General features: G+C 66.1%; 16 protein-coding genes and 1 riboswitch. Of the genes, 11 read left to right on the forward strand and 5 right to left on the reverse strand.

The genetic code is table 11. The features are described from left to right. Window positions 1-4: 4 nt before the first annotated feature. Genes IHE39_RS21230 through IHE39_RS21240 form a run of 3 tightly spaced genes read right to left on the reverse strand, consistent with a single transcriptional unit; the run spans window position 5 to window position 1,554 of the window. Complete coding sequence (locus IHE39_RS21230) at window positions 5-610, reverse strand: NADH-quinone oxidoreductase subunit C (RefSeq protein ID WP_184767240.1); 606 nt, start codon at window positions 608-610, stop codon at window positions 5-7. A gap of 6 nt (window positions 611-616) precedes the next feature. Further along, on the reverse strand, window positions 617-1,198 hold the full coding sequence (locus IHE39_RS21235) for a NuoB/complex I 20 kDa subunit family protein (protein ID WP_192567869.1): 582 nt from the start codon (window positions 1,196-1,198) through the stop codon (window positions 617-619). Further along, window positions 1,189-1,554, reverse strand: coding sequence for an NADH-quinone oxidoreductase subunit A (locus tag IHE39_RS21240; RefSeq protein ID WP_115731525.1), 366 nt, complete (start codon window positions 1,552-1,554; stop codon window positions 1,189-1,191). Before IHE39_RS21240 ends, IHE39_RS21235 begins: the two co-directional genes overlap by 10 nt. 343 nt (window positions 1,555-1,897) lie before the next feature. Here IHE39_RS21240 and IHE39_RS21245 point away from each other — a divergent pair, with 343 nt between their 5' ends. The 8 genes from IHE39_RS21245 (at window position 1,898) to IHE39_RS21280 (ending at window position 11,904) form a co-directional block, all read left to right on the forward strand. Next, complete coding sequence (locus IHE39_RS21245) at window positions 1,898-3,124, forward strand: winged helix-turn-helix domain-containing protein (protein ID WP_192567870.1); 1,227 nt, start codon at window positions 1,898-1,900, stop codon at window positions 3,122-3,124. Further along, window positions 3,120-3,323: riboswitch (cobalamin riboswitch) on the forward strand. It overlaps the preceding gene by 5 nt. Before the next feature lie 97 nt (window positions 3,324-3,420). Further along, entirely contained in the window at window positions 3,421-3,795 is a 375-nt protein-coding gene (locus IHE39_RS21250) for a DUF1636 family protein (protein WP_184767858.1), read from the forward strand. After that, on the forward strand, window positions 3,792-4,829 hold the full coding sequence (gene cobW, locus IHE39_RS21255) for a cobalamin biosynthesis protein CobW (RefSeq protein WP_192567871.1): 1,038 nt from the start codon (window positions 3,792-3,794) through the stop codon (window positions 4,827-4,829). The genes IHE39_RS21250 and cobW overlap by 4 nt, the downstream gene beginning before the upstream one ends. 14 nt (window positions 4,830-4,843) lie before the next feature. Next, on the forward strand, window positions 4,844-8,224 hold the full coding sequence (cobN, locus tag IHE39_RS21260) for a cobaltochelatase subunit CobN (RefSeq protein WP_192567872.1): 3,381 nt from the start codon (window positions 4,844-4,846) through the stop codon (window positions 8,222-8,224). Beyond that, entirely contained in the window at window positions 8,221-9,762 is a 1,542-nt protein-coding gene (gene cobG, locus IHE39_RS21265; RefSeq protein WP_192567873.1) for a precorrin-3B synthase, read from the forward strand. The genes cobN and cobG overlap by 4 nt, the downstream gene beginning before the upstream one ends. A gap of 2 nt (window positions 9,763-9,764) precedes the next feature. Beyond that, window positions 9,765-10,397, forward strand: a complete 633-nt coding sequence (locus tag IHE39_RS21270) for a precorrin-8X methylmutase (protein WP_184767234.1) — start codon at window positions 9,765-9,767, stop codon at window positions 10,395-10,397. Then, complete coding sequence (locus IHE39_RS21275) at window positions 10,394-11,143, forward strand: precorrin-2 C(20)-methyltransferase (RefSeq protein ID WP_192567874.1); 750 nt, start codon at window positions 10,394-10,396, stop codon at window positions 11,141-11,143. The genes IHE39_RS21270 and IHE39_RS21275 overlap by 4 nt, the downstream gene beginning before the upstream one ends. Then, on the forward strand, window positions 11,140-11,904 hold the full coding sequence (locus tag IHE39_RS21280) for a precorrin-3B C(17)-methyltransferase (protein WP_192567875.1): 765 nt from the start codon (window positions 11,140-11,142) through the stop codon (window positions 11,902-11,904). The genes IHE39_RS21275 and IHE39_RS21280 overlap by 4 nt, the downstream gene beginning before the upstream one ends. On the opposite strand, the gene IHE39_RS21285 is transcribed toward IHE39_RS21280, so the two are convergent. Then, window positions 11,868-12,635 (reverse strand): cobalt-precorrin-6A reductase, encoded by a 768-nt coding sequence (locus IHE39_RS21285; RefSeq protein WP_184767231.1) that lies wholly within the window; start codon window positions 12,633-12,635, stop codon window positions 11,868-11,870. The two genes, IHE39_RS21280 and IHE39_RS21285, sit on opposite strands and share 37 nt — an antisense overlap. A 1-nt stretch (window position 12,636) precedes the next feature. Between IHE39_RS21285 and cbiE the strand changes: the two genes are divergently transcribed. From cbiE to cobM, 3 genes are read left to right on the forward strand one after another with little or no spacing between them, the layout of a single operon-like run. Beyond that, window positions 12,637-13,869: a precorrin-6y C5,15-methyltransferase (decarboxylating) subunit CbiE gene (gene cbiE, locus IHE39_RS21290; protein WP_192567876.1), complete on the forward strand. Its 1,233-nt coding sequence runs from the start codon at window positions 12,637-12,639 to the stop codon at window positions 13,867-13,869. Continuing rightward, window positions 13,866-14,252, forward strand: a complete 387-nt coding sequence (locus tag IHE39_RS21295) for a cobalamin biosynthesis protein (RefSeq protein ID WP_184767229.1) — start codon at window positions 13,866-13,868, stop codon at window positions 14,250-14,252. Before cbiE ends, IHE39_RS21295 begins: the two co-directional genes overlap by 4 nt. Beyond that, window positions 14,249-15,013 carry a precorrin-4 C(11)-methyltransferase gene (gene cobM, locus IHE39_RS21300; RefSeq protein ID WP_184767228.1) on the forward strand — a complete coding sequence of 255 codons (765 nt, stop codon included), beginning with the start codon at window positions 14,249-14,251 and terminating at the stop codon, window positions 15,011-15,013. Before IHE39_RS21295 ends, cobM begins: the two co-directional genes overlap by 4 nt. On the opposite strand, the gene IHE39_RS21305 is transcribed toward cobM, so the two are convergent. Then, a complete protein-coding gene (locus IHE39_RS21305; RefSeq protein WP_246485592.1) occupies window positions 14,980-16,095 on the reverse strand; it encodes a cobalt-precorrin-5B (C(1))-methyltransferase in 1,116 nt (371 codons plus the stop codon). The genes cobM and IHE39_RS21305 overlap by 34 nt on opposite strands. Between the last annotated feature and the right edge of the window lie 26 nt (window positions 16,096-16,121).

Consider the following 16,121-nt stretch of genomic DNA (forward strand, 5'->3'; position numbering starts at 1 on the left):
CGCCTCAATTCGTCTTGGCTTTTTCGTCGCCCGGCAGCACGTAATCGGTGCCTTCCCAGGGAGACAAAAAGTCGAAATTGCGGAATTCCTGCTTGAGCTCGACCGGCTCGTAGACGACGCGCTTCTGCTCGTCGTCGTAGCGAACTTCGACGAAGCCGGTGAGCGGGAAGTCCTTGCGCAGCGGATGCCCTTCGAAGCCGTAATCCGTCAGAAGGCGGCGCAGGTCGGGATGGCCCGAAAACAGGATGCCATACATGTCATAGGCCTCGCGCTCGAACCAGTCGGCACCGGGATAGACCGAGGTGATCGACGGAACCGGCGTGTCCTCGTCAGTGCTGACCTTGACGCGAATCCGCAGGTTCTGGCGCGGCGACATCAGGTGATAGACGACGTCGAAGCGCTTGCGGCGCTGCGGATAGTCGACGCCGGCGGCATCGATGAACGAGATGAACTGGCACTGCACGTCGCTGCGCAGGAAGGTCATCACATCGACGATATCGGCAGCCTTCACCGTCAGCGTCAGTTCGCCATAGGCGACGACGCTTTCTTCGATGTCCGCATCGAGCTTTTCCGCAATATACGCGGCGAGGTCGTTCAGGGCTTCACTCATCTGGGATCACCGCTCGATCGTGCCGGTGCGGCGGATCTTCTTCTGCAGAAGAAGGATGCCGTAGAGAAGTGCTTCGGCGGTCGGAGGACAGCCGGGCACGTAGATGTCGACAGGCACGACGCGATCGCAGCCGCGTACCACCGAATAGGAATAGTGGTAGTAGCCGCCACCATTGGCGCAAGAGCCCATCGAGATGACGTAGCGCGGCTCCGGCATCTGGTCGTAGACCTTGCGCAGCGCGGGCGCCATCTTGTTGGTCAGCGTGCCGGCGACGATCATCACGTCGGACTGGCGTGGTGAAGCGCGCGGCGCGATGCCGAAGCGTTCGGCGTCATAGCGCGGCATCGAGATGTGCATCATCTCGACGGCGCAGCAGGCCAGACCGAAGGTCATCCACATCAGCGAGCCGGTGCGCGCCCAGGTGATCAGCGCTTCCGACGAGGTGACGAGGAAACCCTTGTCGGACAACTCACTGTTCAGATCGCCGAAGAAGGCGTCGTCGGAACCGATGAGCTTGCCGGTGTTCGGATCGATGATGCCTTTCGGCTTCGGTGCGACCAGGGTGCCGGAGGCGTCGTTCAATCCCATTCCAGCGCTCCCTTTTTCCACTCATAGACAAAGCCGATGGTCAGCACGGCCAGGAAGATCATCATCGACCAGAAGCCGAGCATGCCGATCTCGCCGAAGGACACCGCCCAGGGGAACAGGAACGCCACTTCGAGATCAAAGATGATGAACAGGATGGAGACCAGATAGAAGCGGATGTCGAACTTCATGCGGGCGTCGTCAAACGAGTTGAAGCCGCACTCATAGGCTGAAAGCTTTTCCGGATCCGGATTGCGGTAGGCGACAAGGAAAGGCGCCACGATAAGCGCAATGCCGACAATAAGCGCCACACCGATAAAAATGACGATGGGCAGATACGAACTCAGGAGAGCGTTCATGCTGCGAATTCCGTTGGTGGCCTATCCACCCAGATTTACAGCACGGGGTCCGTTTCCGGAAGCGCGACAGATTCTCGCCGAGCCGGACGAAACGGTCGTGCTGCAATGCGGCGACGGTTAGCGCAGCCGGTCGGTCGAAGCAAGTCCAACCTTGGCCAAAACGTGGCAAAGCCCACTGCTGGACCAAAATCCTGCGCGTGTGGCTCGTGTTTGATTTCCTTCGCCTTTTACTCAACTTTACACTCCTGACAAGACCGGAACCGCGGTTCTGCTAGCATTTGCAGCAAAGACCGATTCTCGTGCCCTTGCGTCACACCTGGAGGGACTGCGATAGCTTGCCGCAATGAAGGAAAAACTCTCACTCGCCACCGCCCGCCGCATCGCATTGGCGGCCCAGGGATTTGCCGACGCGCGCCCCACGGGCGCGATCACGCGACGTCACTTGCAGCGCGTGCTCGGCCGCATCGGCCTGCTCCAGATCGACTCGGTCAGCGCCGTCGTGCGCGCTCACTACATGCCACTCTATTCGCGGCTCGGCCCCTACCCCATGGCGCTGCTCGACGATGCCATGCAGCCGAAGAAACGGATGCTGTTCGAATACTGGGCGCACGAGGCTTCGCTGCTGCCGCTCGAAACCTACCCGCTGATGCGCTGGCGCATGGCGCGGGCCGAGGACGGGATGTATGGCGGGCTTGCCAAGTTCGGACGTGCCAACAGGCCCTATATTGAAGAGATATTCCGCCATGTGGTCGACCGCGGACCGATCGCCGCTTCCGACATCGAGGGCGCCAAGGGTTCCGGCGGCTGGTGGGGCTGGAGCCAGGAGAAGCATGCCTTCGAATGGCTGTTCTGGGCGGGCCGCATTACCACCCATTCGCGCCGCGGCTTCGAACGCCTCTATGATCTGCCCGAACGCGTCCTGCCTTCCGACATCCACGCCCTTCCCGTCCCGGCTCCGGCCGATGCGCATCGCGAATTGCTACGCATTTCCGCCCGCGCCCATGGCGTGGCCACCGCCAACTGCCTGCGCGACTACTTCCGCCTGTCGCCTGCCGACATCAAGGGCCGCCTCGAAGAGCTGGTCGAGACGGGAGAACTGATTCCGGTCCGCGTCGAAGGTTGGAACCGGCAGGCCTATCTTCACGCCGAGGCGCGAATCCCGCGCAAGGTGCACGCACGCGCCCTGCTCGCGCCTTTCGACCCGCTGGTGTTCGAGCGCACCCGCGCCGAGCAACTGTTCGACTTCCGCTATCGCATCGAGATCTACACCCCGGCGGAGAAGCGCCAGTATGGCTACTATGTCCTGCCTTTCCTGCTCGGCGAGCGCATCGTCGCCCGCATCGACCTGAAAGCCGACCGGCCAGCGGGTGTATTGCGTGTCCACGCCGCCTATGCCGAGCCTTGCGCGCCGCCTGAAACCGCAGCCGAACTCTATGAAGAGTTGAAGCAGATGCGCGACTGGCTCGGCCTCGAACGCATAGAGGTGACGCCTGCCGGCGACCTCGGGCCTGATCTGAGCGACATTGCGGGTCGCTCCATCACGTTGACTCCACCCCTCGCGAAAGCCTAAATCGCCCACAGACGGTCCTCCGCCCGCAATGGCGGAGGCTAAGAGGGAATGCGGTGCGCGCCGTTGGCGTCAAATCCGCGGCTGTCCCCGCAACTGTGAGCGAAGAGCCAAGCCCGAAGACCACTGGGGATTTCCCCGGGAAGGCGGGCGAAGGCGACGATCCGCAAGCCAGGAGACCTACCGTCGCAGACATTGATCCGATCGCCTGGCGGGTGCCCCGGGCAAGGAGCCTGGATTTGGACTTCGACGACAACCTTACGGTCGCATCATCCGACGCATCCTGCGATGCCTCGGGCGTGCTTGCCTGCGACGTGACAATCCTCGTTTGCTCTTCCTGCCGCGACGAAACCGGTTCGGACGCCCATCCGCGCGCCGGCGCCCAGCTTGCCGAGAACACCCGCCTCGCCGCCAACGGCGATATCGCCGTGCACAGCGTCGAGTGCCTCGGCAACTGCAAGCGCCGCCTGAGTGCCGCGCTGATCCGCGACGGTTCGTGGAGTTATGTATTCGGCGATCTCAACACGTCGTCGGGCGAAGACCTCGTCACCGGCGCCAGGCTCTTCGCCACCTCGACTGACGGCCTCGTCCCCTGGCGAGGCCGCCCCGACAGTCTCAAGCGCGGCCTCGTCGCGCGCATCCCACCACTTGCACTCATCAAGGAAGACAAATGACCGCCTCCGTCGAACGCGTTCCCTGCACCGTCGTCACCGGCTTTCTCGGCGCCGGCAAGACCACCTTGCTCCGCAACATTCTCGAAAATTCCAAGGGCAAGCGCCTTGCCATCATCGTCAACGAGTTCGGCGATGTCGGCATCGACGGCGAGATCCTCAAGGGCTGCGGCGTTGACGCCTGCCCGGAAGAAAACATCGTCGAACTGGCCAATGGCTGCATCTGCTGCACCGTTGCCGACGATTTTGTCCCAGCCCTCGATCAGATTCTGTCGCTCACGCCCAAGGTCGACCACATCCTGATCGAGACTTCCGGGCTCGCTCTACCGAAGCCGCTGGTCCAGGCGTTCCAATGGCCGAGCGTCAAGAGCCGCGTGACTGTCGACGGCGTGATCGCCGTGGTCGACGGCCCCGCCCTTGCCGCCGGCAAGGTCGCTTCCGACATGGAGGCGCTTGCCGCCCAGCGCAGCGCAGATGATTCGCTCGACCATGACGACCCGGTCGAGGAAGTGTTCGAGGATCAGGTCGCCTGCGCCGACCTCATCATCCTGTCCAAGTCCGACCTGCTTGATGAGGCCGGCCATGCCCGCGCCACCGCCATTGTCCGCGAACACCTGGCGCGCGCCGTCAAGATCGTGCCGTCGGCGCACGGCAAGGTCGACCCGTCGGTGCTGCTCGGCCTCGGCCTCGCTGTCGAGGACGACATCGAAAACCGCAAGACCCACCATGACGGCGCATTCGACCACGAGCACGACGACTTCGACACCTTCGTCATCGAGATCCCGTCGATCGCCAATCCGGACGAACTGGCAAAGCGCGTCGCAACGGCCGCCGAGGAAGAAAACGTGTTGCGCGTGAAAGGCTTCGTCGACGTCGGTGGCAAGCCAATGCGTCTGCTCGTCCAGGCTGTCGGCCCTCGCGTCAACCACTATTACGACCGCGCATGGACCGCTGCGGACGACCGCCGTTCGCGCCTCGTCGTCATCGGCCTCAAGGGTCTCGACCGCCCGGCAATCGAGCGCATACTGGTTGGCTGAACCGGACAGCCTGGATGCACATCCTCACCACCACATCCGCCTCGCTCGATGACCTGATCGAGCCCGTCGACCTCAGGCAGAAGCCTGCGGATGTGGTGGCGCTGTCCTTCACCGACAGCGACCTTGCCGGCCTTGCCAACGCCTGGAAGGCGGACGCGGAAAACCTGCCATCGATGCGGCTAGCCAGCCTGCGCGACCTCCGCCATCCGATGTCGGTCGATCTGTGGATCGACAGCGTCGCGACCCACGCCAAGGTCATTCTCGTTCGCATCCTCGGCGGCTACGACTGGTGGCGCTATGGCTGCGACCAACTGGCGTCGGCGGCGCGCGAAAAGGGTATCGCTCTGGCGTTGCTGCCGGGCGAAAGCCATGATGAGGATTTGCGGCTGATCGAAGCCTCGACGCTGCCCCGCGTTGAACTCGACGCCCTGCTCGGCTACTTCCGCGAGGGCGGCCCCGAGAACATGAAGGCGCTGGTCGCCCGGCTGGCTGGACTAGCCGGTGCCAATGCGGCGGCCATCGCGCCGGTGGTGGTGCCGAAGGCGGGGTTTTATGATCCTGAGCGGGGCATTCTCAGCGACGTAAGGGCCTTTTGTGAGCAGTCAGGGGACTGCGATCCTTCACACCCCCCTGAAAATATCCCGCTGGTCCCCATCCTCTTCTACCGCTCGATGCTTCTCGCCGCCGACGTCGCGCCCATCGACGCGCTGGTCGAAGCGCTGAAGGCACAAGGCCTGTGCCCTGCCCCCATCTTCGTCTCCAGCCTCAAGGACAAGGACTCGCTTGCCCTCGTTGAGGCAGCCCTGGCCCAGATGAATCCCGCAGCCATCGTCACCGCCACCGCCTTCGCCGCAGGCGCCGAACCGGGCGCGGAAACGCTGTTCGACCGCGCTGGCGTTCCCGTCTTCCAGGTCATCGTCGCCACCACCCGCCGCGAAGCCTGGGAAGGCAGCCCGCGTGGCCTGGCACCCGCCGACCTCGCCATGCACGTGGTGATGCCAGAGCTCGACGGCCGCATCCTCGCCGGCGCCATCTCCTTCAAGGCCGAAAGCGAGGTCGATCCGGCCCTCGGTTTCCGCGCCTTTGCCAACCGGCCCGAGCCCGATCGCGTCGAGCAGGTCGCCCGTCGCATCGCCGCCCATCTCAGGCTGCGCCAGACGCCGCCCAAAGCCCGCAAGCTCGTTATCCTCATTCCCGACTACCCCAGCGCGCCCGGCCGCACCGGCTACGCCGTCGGCCTCGACGTGCCCAACAGCGTGCTCGCCATGCTGCACGACCTCAAGGGCGCCGGCTACGGCGTTGAATCGATTCCCGAATCGCCGCGCGCGCTGCTCGACCTGATCGAGACAGGCGGGCACGGGCTGGCGCTTGAGGACTATGTCGCGCTTGCCACAACCCTACCGACGGAGGCAAGGAACGCGGTCCAGGCAGCGTGGGGAGCGCCCGATGCTGCTCGCGGCACGCAATCCTTCCCTTTCCGCGCCGCAACCTTCGGCAACATCACCGTCGCCCTTGCTCCCGACCGAGGCCGATCTGCCGATCGCCGCGCCGACTATCACGACCCGACGCTGCCGCCGCGCCACGCGCTGCTGGCCTTCGGCCTGTGGCTGCAGAAATCGCTCGGCGTCCATGCCATCGTCCATGTCGGGGCGCATGGCACGCTCGAATGGCTGCCGGGCAAGACGGTTGCGCTGAGCCAGACCTGCTTCCCCGAAATCGTCACCGGTTCGCTGCCGGTGGTCTATCCCTTCATCGTCTCCAATCCCGGCGAGGCGGCCCAGGCCAAACGCCGGATCTCCGCTGTCACGCTCGGCCATCTGCCGCCGCCGCTCGCCGCCGCAGGCCTGGACGAGAACCATCACAAGCTCGAGCGGCTGGTCGACGAGTACGCCCAGGCCGACGGGCTCGACCGCCGTCGTCGTGACCGGCTGGCAAAGCTCATCGTCGAGACCGCTGCCCAGACCGGCCTTGCCACCGAGGCCGGCGTTGCCAAAACTGACGCTCCAGACGAGGCTCTTCGCCGCATCGACGCCTGGCTCTGCGACCTCAAGGATTTCGCCATCAAGGACGGCCTGCATGTCTATGGCCGCGCCGAGGCCGATGAGCCTGACGATGCCCGCCGCGCCAGCGCCGAGGCCGAGCGTAAAAACCTGATCGCCGCCCTCGACGGCCGCCACGTCAAGGCCGGCCCTTCGGGCGCCCCTGCGCGTGGCCGCACCGATGTCCTGCCAACCGGGCGCAACCTGTTCACCTCAGATCCCCGCACCATGCCGACGCCGACGGCGTTCGACCTCGGCAAGGCAGCATCCGACGAAATCATGCGCACCTATCTGCAAGGCCATGGCGACTGGCCACGTGCGCTGGTCATCGACCTCTGGGGCAGCGCCTCGCTACGTACCGGCGGCGAGGAGATCGCGCAGGGGCTGGCGCTGATGGGCTGCCGGCCGCAATGGGATGCCGCTACTGGCCGCGTCACCGGCATCGAAGTTCTGCCGCCAGCGGCACTCGGCCGTCCGCGCGTCGACGTTACCTGGCGCATTTCGGGCCTGTTCCGCGACATGTTCCCGACCCAGATCGCGCTGATCGACGCCGCAGCGCGTGCCGTCGCCACCCGCGACGAGGACGATCACGAAAATCCCCTCGCCGCGACCACCCGTGCTTCCGGCAAGGTCGAGCCACGCATCTTCGGTTCCTCGCCCGGCACCTATGGTGCCGGCCTCGAGGACCTGCTTTCCACTGGCGACTGGCAGGCCCGCGAGGAACTGGGCCGCGCCTATATCGACGCCGCCTCCCACGCCTATGGCGGCGCGGAAGGCGAAGGCGTCTCCGCGCCCGGTGCCTTTGCCGACCGCATCGCCGAGGCCGACCTGCTGGTCCACACCGGCGACGACCCCGGCCGCGACATCCTCGAAGGCTCCGCCGACGTCGCCTTCATCGGCGGTTTCACGGCCGCACTCGCGACACTGGGCAAGAATGCCGACGTCATCGTCCTCGACACGTCGGACCCGCACAAGCCGCGCCCGCGCTCGGTCACCGAGGCTGTCGGCCGCGTCGTCCGGGCGCGCGCCACCAACGCCCGCTTCATCGCCGGCCAGATGCGCCACGGCCCGCGCGGCGCATCCGAGTTCGCCGAGACTGTCGACCGCCTGATCGGCTTCGCCGAAACCACCAACGCCATTCCGGGCGCCCTCATCGAGGCCGTTCACGACGCCTATGTCGGCAATGACGACGTACGCGCCTTCATGCTGCGCGAGAACCCTGCGGCGGCAAGATTCATCGCCGAGCGCTTTGCCACCGCGCGCCGGCGTGGGCTGTGGCATCCCCTGCGCAACTCCATCGACGACGATCTCGCCGCCCTCATCGACGAGGCATCGGCGAAGGAGGTCCCGGCATGAGCGGCTTCTCCCGCCGCGGCGCCTGCCCGGCGCTGTCGGCACCCATGCAAACCGGCGACGGCCTGTTGGTGCGGCTCAATCCGCTCGCTGGAGAAATCGCGCCCAACACCTTGATCGGACTCTGCGAATCCGCAGCTAGACACGGCAACGGCATTGTCGAGGTCACCGCACGCGGCAGCATCCAGATCAGAGGCCTGACGGCGGAAAGCGCCTGCCTGCTGGCCGAGGAAATCGACGCGCTCGGCATCGCGGCGCGTACGGGCGTACCCGTCGACACGAGCCCGCTCGCCGGCATCGACCCGACGGAGATTGCCGACCCCTCGCCACTGGCCGCAGCGATCCGGACAGCGATCGAGCGGGCTGGGCTCGCGCCTCGGTTGGGGCCGAAGGTGTCCGTTGTCGTCGATGGGCGTGGCCAGATCGGACTCGGCGCGATCATCGGCGATGTCCGAATGGTGGCAAAGGATGCCGAGCGCTGGCGCTTGTCGGTGGCCGGAGACGAGAGCTCGGCGCGTTTGGTCGGTGAATTCGATACCGACGCCGCATGCGCGGTCACGCTTGACATTCTCCAGGCAATTGCGGCACTCGGCCGGCAAGGTCGCGCGCGTGACCTTGGCCCGCAGGTCACAAGAGCTGTCGTTGAAGCATATGAAACGTCTCGCTCCGGCACGCCCCCCTCTGTCCTGCCGGACATCTCCCCCACAGGTAGCGAGATTGGCAGCTCCGGCGGTAGCGCTGATCATGCAGCGTCTCCTATGGGCGGAGGCAGCGATGACAGCCTGATCTCCCCCCTTGCGGCAGAGATGTCCGGCAGGACAGAGTGGGGCGCGAAGGATCGCGAATTAGCCGTTGAAAGTCCCGGCAATGCAGATGAATCGACGTCTGAGCACTCCACCCCAACCGATTCATCCCTCGTCGGAATCCTCCCGCTCACCGATTCCCGAATCGCACTCGGCATCGCTCTTCCCTTCGGCAGCCTCGACGCCGTAACCCTGATCGCCTTCTGCCAGGCAGCGACAGCCGCCGGCGCCACCGGTATCCGCCCTGCGCCCGTCCGCAGCCTTCTTGTCATTGGGCTCGACCGCGCCTCCGCCGCCACGCTCACCGCCACCGCCAAGTCCCTCAGCCTGATCACCTCGCCCGCCGATCCCCGCATCCGCATCGCCGCCTGCCCCGGCGCGCCGGCCTGCTCTTCGGGGATGATCGCTGCGCGGGACGTCGCCACCGACATCGCGACAGACCTCGGCGAAAGCCTCGACCCGGAGCTCACGCTCCACGTCTCCGGCTGCGCCAAGGGCTGCGCCCATCCCGGCCCGTCGACGCTGACCATCGTCGGTGACGAAAAGGGTGCTGTATTTGTCGTCGGCGGAACGGCGAAGGGCCTTCCGGCCGCCTACACCGCAGGATATGAAGCCGCGCGCGGCATGGGCCGCCTGACGAAATTGCTCGCCCAAGAGCGCAAGCCGGACGAAAATGCCGCCGCTTGCCTCGCAAGGCTGGGTACAAAACGCCTCGCGCAAGCTCTGGCACAGGAATGAACATGGCCGCCTACGACTACATCCATGATGGCACGGCCATCTACGAGCGCTCCTTCGCCATCATCCGCTCGGAAGCGGACCTTTCGCGCTTTTCCGAGGATGAGGCCGATGTCGCCGTGCGCATGATCCACGCCTGCGGCCTGGTCGAGGCTGCACAGAATTTCGTCTTCTCCGAAGATTTCGTCTCCGCCGCGCGCACAGCACTGCAGGCCGGCGCGCCGATCTTCTGCGATGCGGAGATGGTGTCGCGCGGCGTCACCCGCGCCCGCCTGCCCGCTGACAACGAGGTAATCTGCACGCTGCGCGACCCGCGCACGGCAGAGATCGCCAGGGAGATCGGCAACACCCGCTCCGCCGCTGCGATCGACCTATGGGCCGACAAGCTCGCCGGCTCGGTCGTCGCCATCGGCAACGCCCCGACGGCATTGTTCTACCTGCTGGAAAAGCTGCGTGACGGCGCGCCAAAACCCGCCGCCATCATAGGCATGCCGGTCGGCTTCGTCGGTGCGGCCGAATCCAAGGATGCGCTGGCCGAAAACTCCTATGGCGTGCCCTATGCCATCGTGCGTGGCCGTCTCGGCGGTAGCGCCATGACGGCGGCAGCCCTCAATTCGCTGGCGAGGCCGGGCGTATGAGCGCTGCTGCAAAGGGCCGCTTGATCGGTGTCGGCACTGGCCCGGGTGACCCCGAGCTGTTGACCGTCAAGGCCGTGCGCGCGCTGGCCGAGGCCGACGTGATCGCGCATTTCTCCAAGCGCGGCGCCAACGGCAACGCCCGCACCATCACCGACGCGCATTTCCACGACGGCGTCATCGAGCTGCCGCTCGTCTATCCCGTCACGATCGAAATCGACAAGGATCACGACGACTACCGAGCTGCCATCACAGGCTTCTACGAGGATTCAGCGCAAGCAGTGGCCGCCCATCTCGACCAGGGCCGTACGGTTGCGATCCTGTCGGAGGGCGACCCGCTGTTCTACGGCTCCTACATGCATCTGCATGTGCGCCTGTCGCATCTTTACCCGACCGAGGTCATCCCCGGCGTTACCGCCATGTCAGGCTGCTGGTCGCAAACGGGCGTGCCGATCGTCCAGGGTGATGATGTGCTGTCGGTGCTGCCGGGCACGATGAGCGAATTCGAGCTCACCCGCCGCCTCGCTGACACCGATGCTGCGGTCATCATGAAGGTCGGCCGCAACCTGCCCAAGATCCGCAAGGCGCTGGAAGCTACCGGCAAGCTCGGCCGCGCCATCTATGTCGAGCGCGGCACCATGCCGACGACGCGGCATATGCAGCTCGTCGACAAATCAGACGACATCGCCCCCTATTTCGCCATCGTGCTGGTGCCCGGCTGGGCCGGCAAGCCGGGAGCGGAAACGTGAGCGGCCGCCTCGTCGTCATCGGCCTTGGGCCCGGCAATCCTGACCAGGTCACGCCCGAGGCCAGCCGCGCTGTATCAGAGGCGAGCCACTTCTACGGCTACAAGCCTTATCTCGACAGGCTCGAGCTACGCCCCGACCAGACCCGCGTCGCTTCCGACAACCGCGAGGAAATCTCGCGCTCCAACGCGGCCCTTGAAATGGCGGCAAGCGGCCATCGCGTCGCCATGGTCTCCGGCGGCGATCCCGGCGTGTTCGCCATGGCTGCTGCCGTCTGCGAAGCCATCGAAGCCGGCCCGAAAGAATGGCGCGACATCGATCTTGCTGTCATTCCAGGCGTCACCGCCATGCTCGCCGTCGCGGCCCGCGTCGGCGCCCCGCTTGGCCACGATTTCTGCGCCATCAACCTGTCGGACAATCTGAAGCCGTGGGATCTTGTCGAGCGTCGGCTCTTGGCAGCCGCCCAGGCAGGCTTCGTCATCTCGCTCTATAACCCGATCAGCAAGGCGCGGCCCTGGCAGCTGGGCAGCGCTTTGGAGACACTGCGTGCCCAGCTGCCAGCGACAACGCCGGTCATCTTCGGCCGCGCCGCCGGCCGGCCCGACGAACGCATCGAAATCGTCTTGCTTGGTGATGCCGATGCGCAGAAAGCCGACATGGCGACCTGCGTCGTCATCGGCTCGCCGGAAACGCGCCTGATCGAGCGCGACGGCAAGCCGCCGCTGGTCTACACGCCGCGCTTTTCCAGCGGAGCGGCGAAATGATCGACCATCTCGGCCAGCGCAGCAACGCTCGGTGCGGACGGCACGTCGGGCAGCTGCGGCCGGCGAAACAGGATCATCTCGATGCCGAGCTCCCGCGCCGCAGCGATCTTGCCATAGGTCGCTTGCCCGCCGCTGTTCTTGGCGACGATGACGTCGATCCTTTGCGCCTCGAGCAGCGCCCGCTCGTCCGCTTCGGCAAACGGCCCGCGCGCCAGGACATAAGATGCATCGGGCACACTGAGCGGCGGTTCGATCGGGTCGACGCTGCGGATGACATAGGCATGATGGGGTGCGGCCGCAAACACCGCCACCTCCTGCCGGCCAAGTGCCAGGAACACGCGGCGCGGCTCAGTGCCCAGCGCGGCGACCGCGTCTTCGGCATCGTCCACCAGCGTCCAACGATCGCCTTCGACCGGCTCCCAGCCGGGTCGGCGCAAGGCAAGGATCGGAACGCCGGAAATCCGCGCCGCCTCCGCCGCATTGGCAGATATGCGCGCCGCATAAGGATGTGTGGCGTCGATCAGAAGGTCGCTCTTGTGCCCGGCCAGCCAATCGGCCAGCCCCTGCGCGCCACCGAAGCCACCAGTTCGCACCGGCACAGGCTGCTCGACCGGGTTTTCGGTTCGGCCGGCCAACGACAGCGTGATGTCGAGATCGCCGCGCGCGGCAAGCTTTGCCGCCAGCTGCCGCGCTTCGGTGGTGCCGCCCAAAATCAGAATGCGGTGGGTCATCATGCCTGCTGAGTTCAACGCACCGACGCAAAAATGGCTGACCGTCGTCGGCATCGGCGAGGACGGTGTAGCGGGTCTCGGCGACGAGGCCAAGCGCGCGATATCGGCCGCTGCCCACGTCTTCGGCGGCAAGCGTCATCTGGCGCTGGCGGCTGAACTTGTCCGGGGCGCAGCCCGCCCCTGGCCCACGCCCTTCGACAGCGAGATGCGCGAGGTGGTTGCCTTGCGTGGCGAAAATGTCTGCGTACTCGCCTCGGGCGATCCTTTCTTGCATGGCGTCGGCGTCACCCTCGCCCGGGTCGTGCCGCCGGCGGAAATGCGCGTTCTTCCGGTCCCGTCCGCTTTCTCCCTTGCCGCCTCGCGGTTGGGCTGGGCGTTGCAAGACGTCGAGACGGTGTCGCTACACGGCCACGCCATCGACCTGATCCGCCCGCTGCTGCAGCCCGGCGCGCGCATCATCGCGCTGACGTCGGATGGCGAGGCTCCCGCCAGCATCGCCAGGCTCGTTGTCGACAGCGGTTTCGGCGCCTCGTGCCTGACGGTACTCGAAGCGCTCGGCGGCGCATCCGAGCGCCTCCGCACCGCCACTGCCGAAAGCTTCGACCTCGAAAACATCAATCCGCTCAACGTCCTGGCGCTCGAGCTTGAATCAAGTCCGCAGGCTCGGGTCCTGCCGCTGGTCTCCGGTCTCGCCGATGACCTGTTCGAGCATGACGGCCAGATCACCAAGCGCGAGATCCGCGCGGTCACACTGTCCACCCTCGCCCCGCGCCGAGGCGAGCTATTGTGGGACATCGGCGCCGGCTCCGGCTCGATCTCGATAGAATGGATGCTGTGCCACCACTCTTTGCGCGCCATAGCCATCGAGCACAATGCCGATCGAGCCGAGCGCATCGCGCGCAACGCCAATGCCTGCGGCGTGCCCGGCTTGACGGTTGTCAGCGGCGCGGCACCTGATGCGCTCGCCGGCCTGCCGACGCCCGACGTGATCTTCGTCGGCGGCGGCGGTTCGGAAACAGGCGTTTTCGACGCGGCGATCGCAGCACTCCGTCCCGGCGGGCGCCTCGTCGCCAACGCCGTCACGCTTGAAATGGAAGCGCTGCTGCTCGCCCGCCATGCAGCGCTCGGCGGCGAAATGCTGCGCCTTCAAGTCTCCCGCGCCGCCTCTGTTGGCTCGATGACCGGCTGGCGGCCGGCGATGCCGGTCACGCAGTGGAGCTGGGCCAAGCCATGATGGTCGCAGGCATTGGCTGCCGCAAAGGCGCGGCGCACGAAGACATTCTTTCGGCAATCGAAACCGCGCTCGAAGCGCACGGCCTCGCGGTCACCGCACTGACGGCGCTGGCCACCGCAACGTTGAAGCGCGACGAGCCCGGCATCCTGTCCGCCGCCCGCCAGCTCGACCTGCCCTTGCTCGTCGTCGACGATGCGGCACTGGCCGCCGTTGCGTCCCGCACGCTCAGCCATTCGCAGGCCTCGCAGCAAGCCGCCGGCACACCCTCGGTGTCCGAAGCCGCCGCTCTTGCCGCCGCCGGCACCAATGCCACCCTGCTCGGTCCGCGCACGATCGTCGGCCCCGCCACCTGCGCCATCGCCACTTCTGGAGCCACAGCTTGACCGTTCATTTCATCGGCGCCGGCCCAGGCGCGGCAGACCTCATCACCGTGCGCGGCAGCCGCCTGCTCGGCTCCTGCCCGGTCTGCCTTTATGCCGGTTCCATCGTCGCGCCGGAACTCCTGACGTACTGCCCCTCGGATGCCCGGCTGGTCGACACCGCCCCGATGTCGCTCGACGAGATCGAGGCCGAATATGTCGCTGCCCACAAGGCTGGCCACGACGTCGCGCGCCTGCATTCGGGCGATCTGTCTATATGGAGCGCCGTTGCCGAGCAGATGCGACGGCTGGACAAGCACGGCATCCCCTATACGCTGACCCCCGGCGTCCCTTCCTTTGCCGCAGCCGCAGCCGCACTGAAGCGCGAGCTGACGATTCCCGAAGTCGCCCAGAGCCTGGTGCTGACCCGCACCTCCGGCCGCGCATCGAAGATGCCGCCGGGCGAAACCCTCGCCGGCTTCGGCCGCACCGGCGCAACGCTTGCCGTCCACCTGTCCATCCACGCCATCGACCAGGTTGTAGCAGAGCTTACCCCGCATTACGGCCCGGAGTGCCCGGTCGCGGTGGTGTTCCGCGCCTCTTGGCCGGACGAGCGCATCGTCAGGGGCACGCTGTCGACCATCGCGGCAGAGCTGGCGAAGGACCCGATCGAGCGCACCGCCATCGTCTTCGTCGGCCAGTCGCTGGCGGCAGAGGATTTCCGCGAAAGCTCGCTCTACGACGCCTATTATCAGCGCCGCTTCAGGGGCCGCGACGGGCTATGACTTGGCGCGAAGGGCGCGTGCCCCATCAGCGCTCCGTCGCGGTTGAAGACGATGATCTCGATCGCGATGTCGGGGCTATCGAACACCGCGGCCGCCTGGCGCCAGGCAGCGCTTGCGACAGCGTCACCAATAGCGATGCCGGCCTTGTTGGCCTCGATGAAGGCTTCGGCCACCGTGTTGGCGCCCTTGATGCGGGCTTCGAGCCCGGCGTCCGCCCCAGCCTCGACCGCAACCGCAGCCAGGCCGTCGAGATCGGCCGAACCGCGGCTCGAATGCAGGTCGAGCAGGCCTTGGGCGAGTTTGGTCATCTTGGCGACGCCGCCGGCGATCGTCACCTTGGGCACCGGGTGGGCGCGGATGTATTTCAGCATGCCACCGACGAAGTCGCCCATGTCGATCAACTGCACCTCGTGCAAGCCATGGAGTTTCTGCACAGCCATCTCGGAAGCGTTGCCGGTCGAGCCCGCGACATGGTCGAAGCCCATCGCCCGCGCCACGTCGACGCCGCGATGGATCGAGTGAATCCAGGCCGAGCAGGAATAGGGAATGACGATGCCCGTCGTGCCCAGGATGGAGACGCCACCGAGGATGCCGAGACGCGGGTTGAGCGTCTTGAGCGCCATCTCCTCGCCGCCTGCGACGGAAATCTCGACCTCGACATCGGCGCCCTCGCCGAGCACCTCGGCCACCACGCCAGCGATCATCTTGCGCGGCACCGGGTTGATCGAAGCTTCCCCCGGTGGGATCGGCAGGCCTGGCCGCGTCACCGTGCCCACGCCCTTGCCCGCCTTGAACACAAGACCGCTGCCGGCAGCGCCCGGCCGCACCGTACTCATCACCAGCGCGCCATGCGTGACATCTGGATCATCGCCGGCATCCTTGACGATGCCGGCCATCGCCCAGCCGTCGTCGCGCTCGTTCCTTGCCAGCGCAAAGGCCACGTTCTGACCGCCCGGCAAGGTGATTTCCACTGGGTCGGGAAACGCTCCCGTCTTCAATGCCAAGCTCGCCGCCTTGGTGGCGGCGGTGGCGCAGGCACCGGTGGTCCAGCCGCGCTTGAGCGGACGATCTTCTTCATTCATGACGCGATCTATAGGCTGGCAAAGCC

This window comes from Aminobacter carboxidus (assembly GCF_014863355.1).
Lineage (GTDB): Bacteria > Pseudomonadota > Alphaproteobacteria > Rhizobiales > Rhizobiaceae > Aminobacter > Aminobacter carboxidus.

Bases quoted from the DNA above. Each gene is read 5' to 3' on its own strand.
- IHE39_RS21235 (WP_192567869.1), bottom strand. From the start codon at position 1,198: ATGGGATTGAACGACGCCTCCGGCACCCTGGTCGCACCGAAGCCGAAA.
- IHE39_RS21270 (WP_184767234.1), top strand. From the start codon at position 9,765: ATGGCCGCCTACGACTACATCCATGATGGCACGGCCATCTACGAGCGC.
- cobG (WP_192567873.1), top strand. From the start codon at position 8,221: ATGAGCGGCTTCTCCCGCCGCGGCGCCTGCCCGGCGCTGTCGGCACCC.
- IHE39_RS21240 (WP_115731525.1), bottom strand. From the start codon at position 1,554: ATGAACGCTCTCCTGAGTTCGTATCTGCCCATCGTCATTTTTATCGGT.
- IHE39_RS21285 (WP_184767231.1), bottom strand. From the start codon at position 12,635: ATGACCCACCGCATTCTGATTTTGGGCGGCACCACCGAAGCGCGGCAG.
- cobW (WP_192567871.1), top strand. From the start codon at position 3,792: ATGACCGCCTCCGTCGAACGCGTTCCCTGCACCGTCGTCACCGGCTTT.
- IHE39_RS21295 (WP_184767229.1), top strand. From the start codon at position 13,866: ATGATGGTCGCAGGCATTGGCTGCCGCAAAGGCGCGGCGCACGAAGAC.
- IHE39_RS21245 (WP_192567870.1), top strand. From the start codon at position 1,898: ATGAAGGAAAAACTCTCACTCGCCACCGCCCGCCGCATCGCATTGGCG.
- IHE39_RS21275 (WP_192567874.1), top strand. From the start codon at position 10,394: ATGAGCGCTGCTGCAAAGGGCCGCTTGATCGGTGTCGGCACTGGCCCG.
- cobN (WP_192567872.1), top strand. From the start codon at position 4,844: ATGCACATCCTCACCACCACATCCGCCTCGCTCGATGACCTGATCGAG.
- IHE39_RS21230 (WP_184767240.1), bottom strand. From the start codon at position 610: ATGAGTGAAGCCCTGAACGACCTCGCCGCGTATATTGCGGAAAAGCTC.
- cbiE (WP_192567876.1), top strand. From the start codon at position 12,637: ATGCCTGCTGAGTTCAACGCACCGACGCAAAAATGGCTGACCGTCGTC.
- IHE39_RS21305 (WP_246485592.1), bottom strand. From the start codon at position 16,095: ATGAATGAAGAAGATCGTCCGCTCAAGCGCGGCTGGACCACCGGTGCC.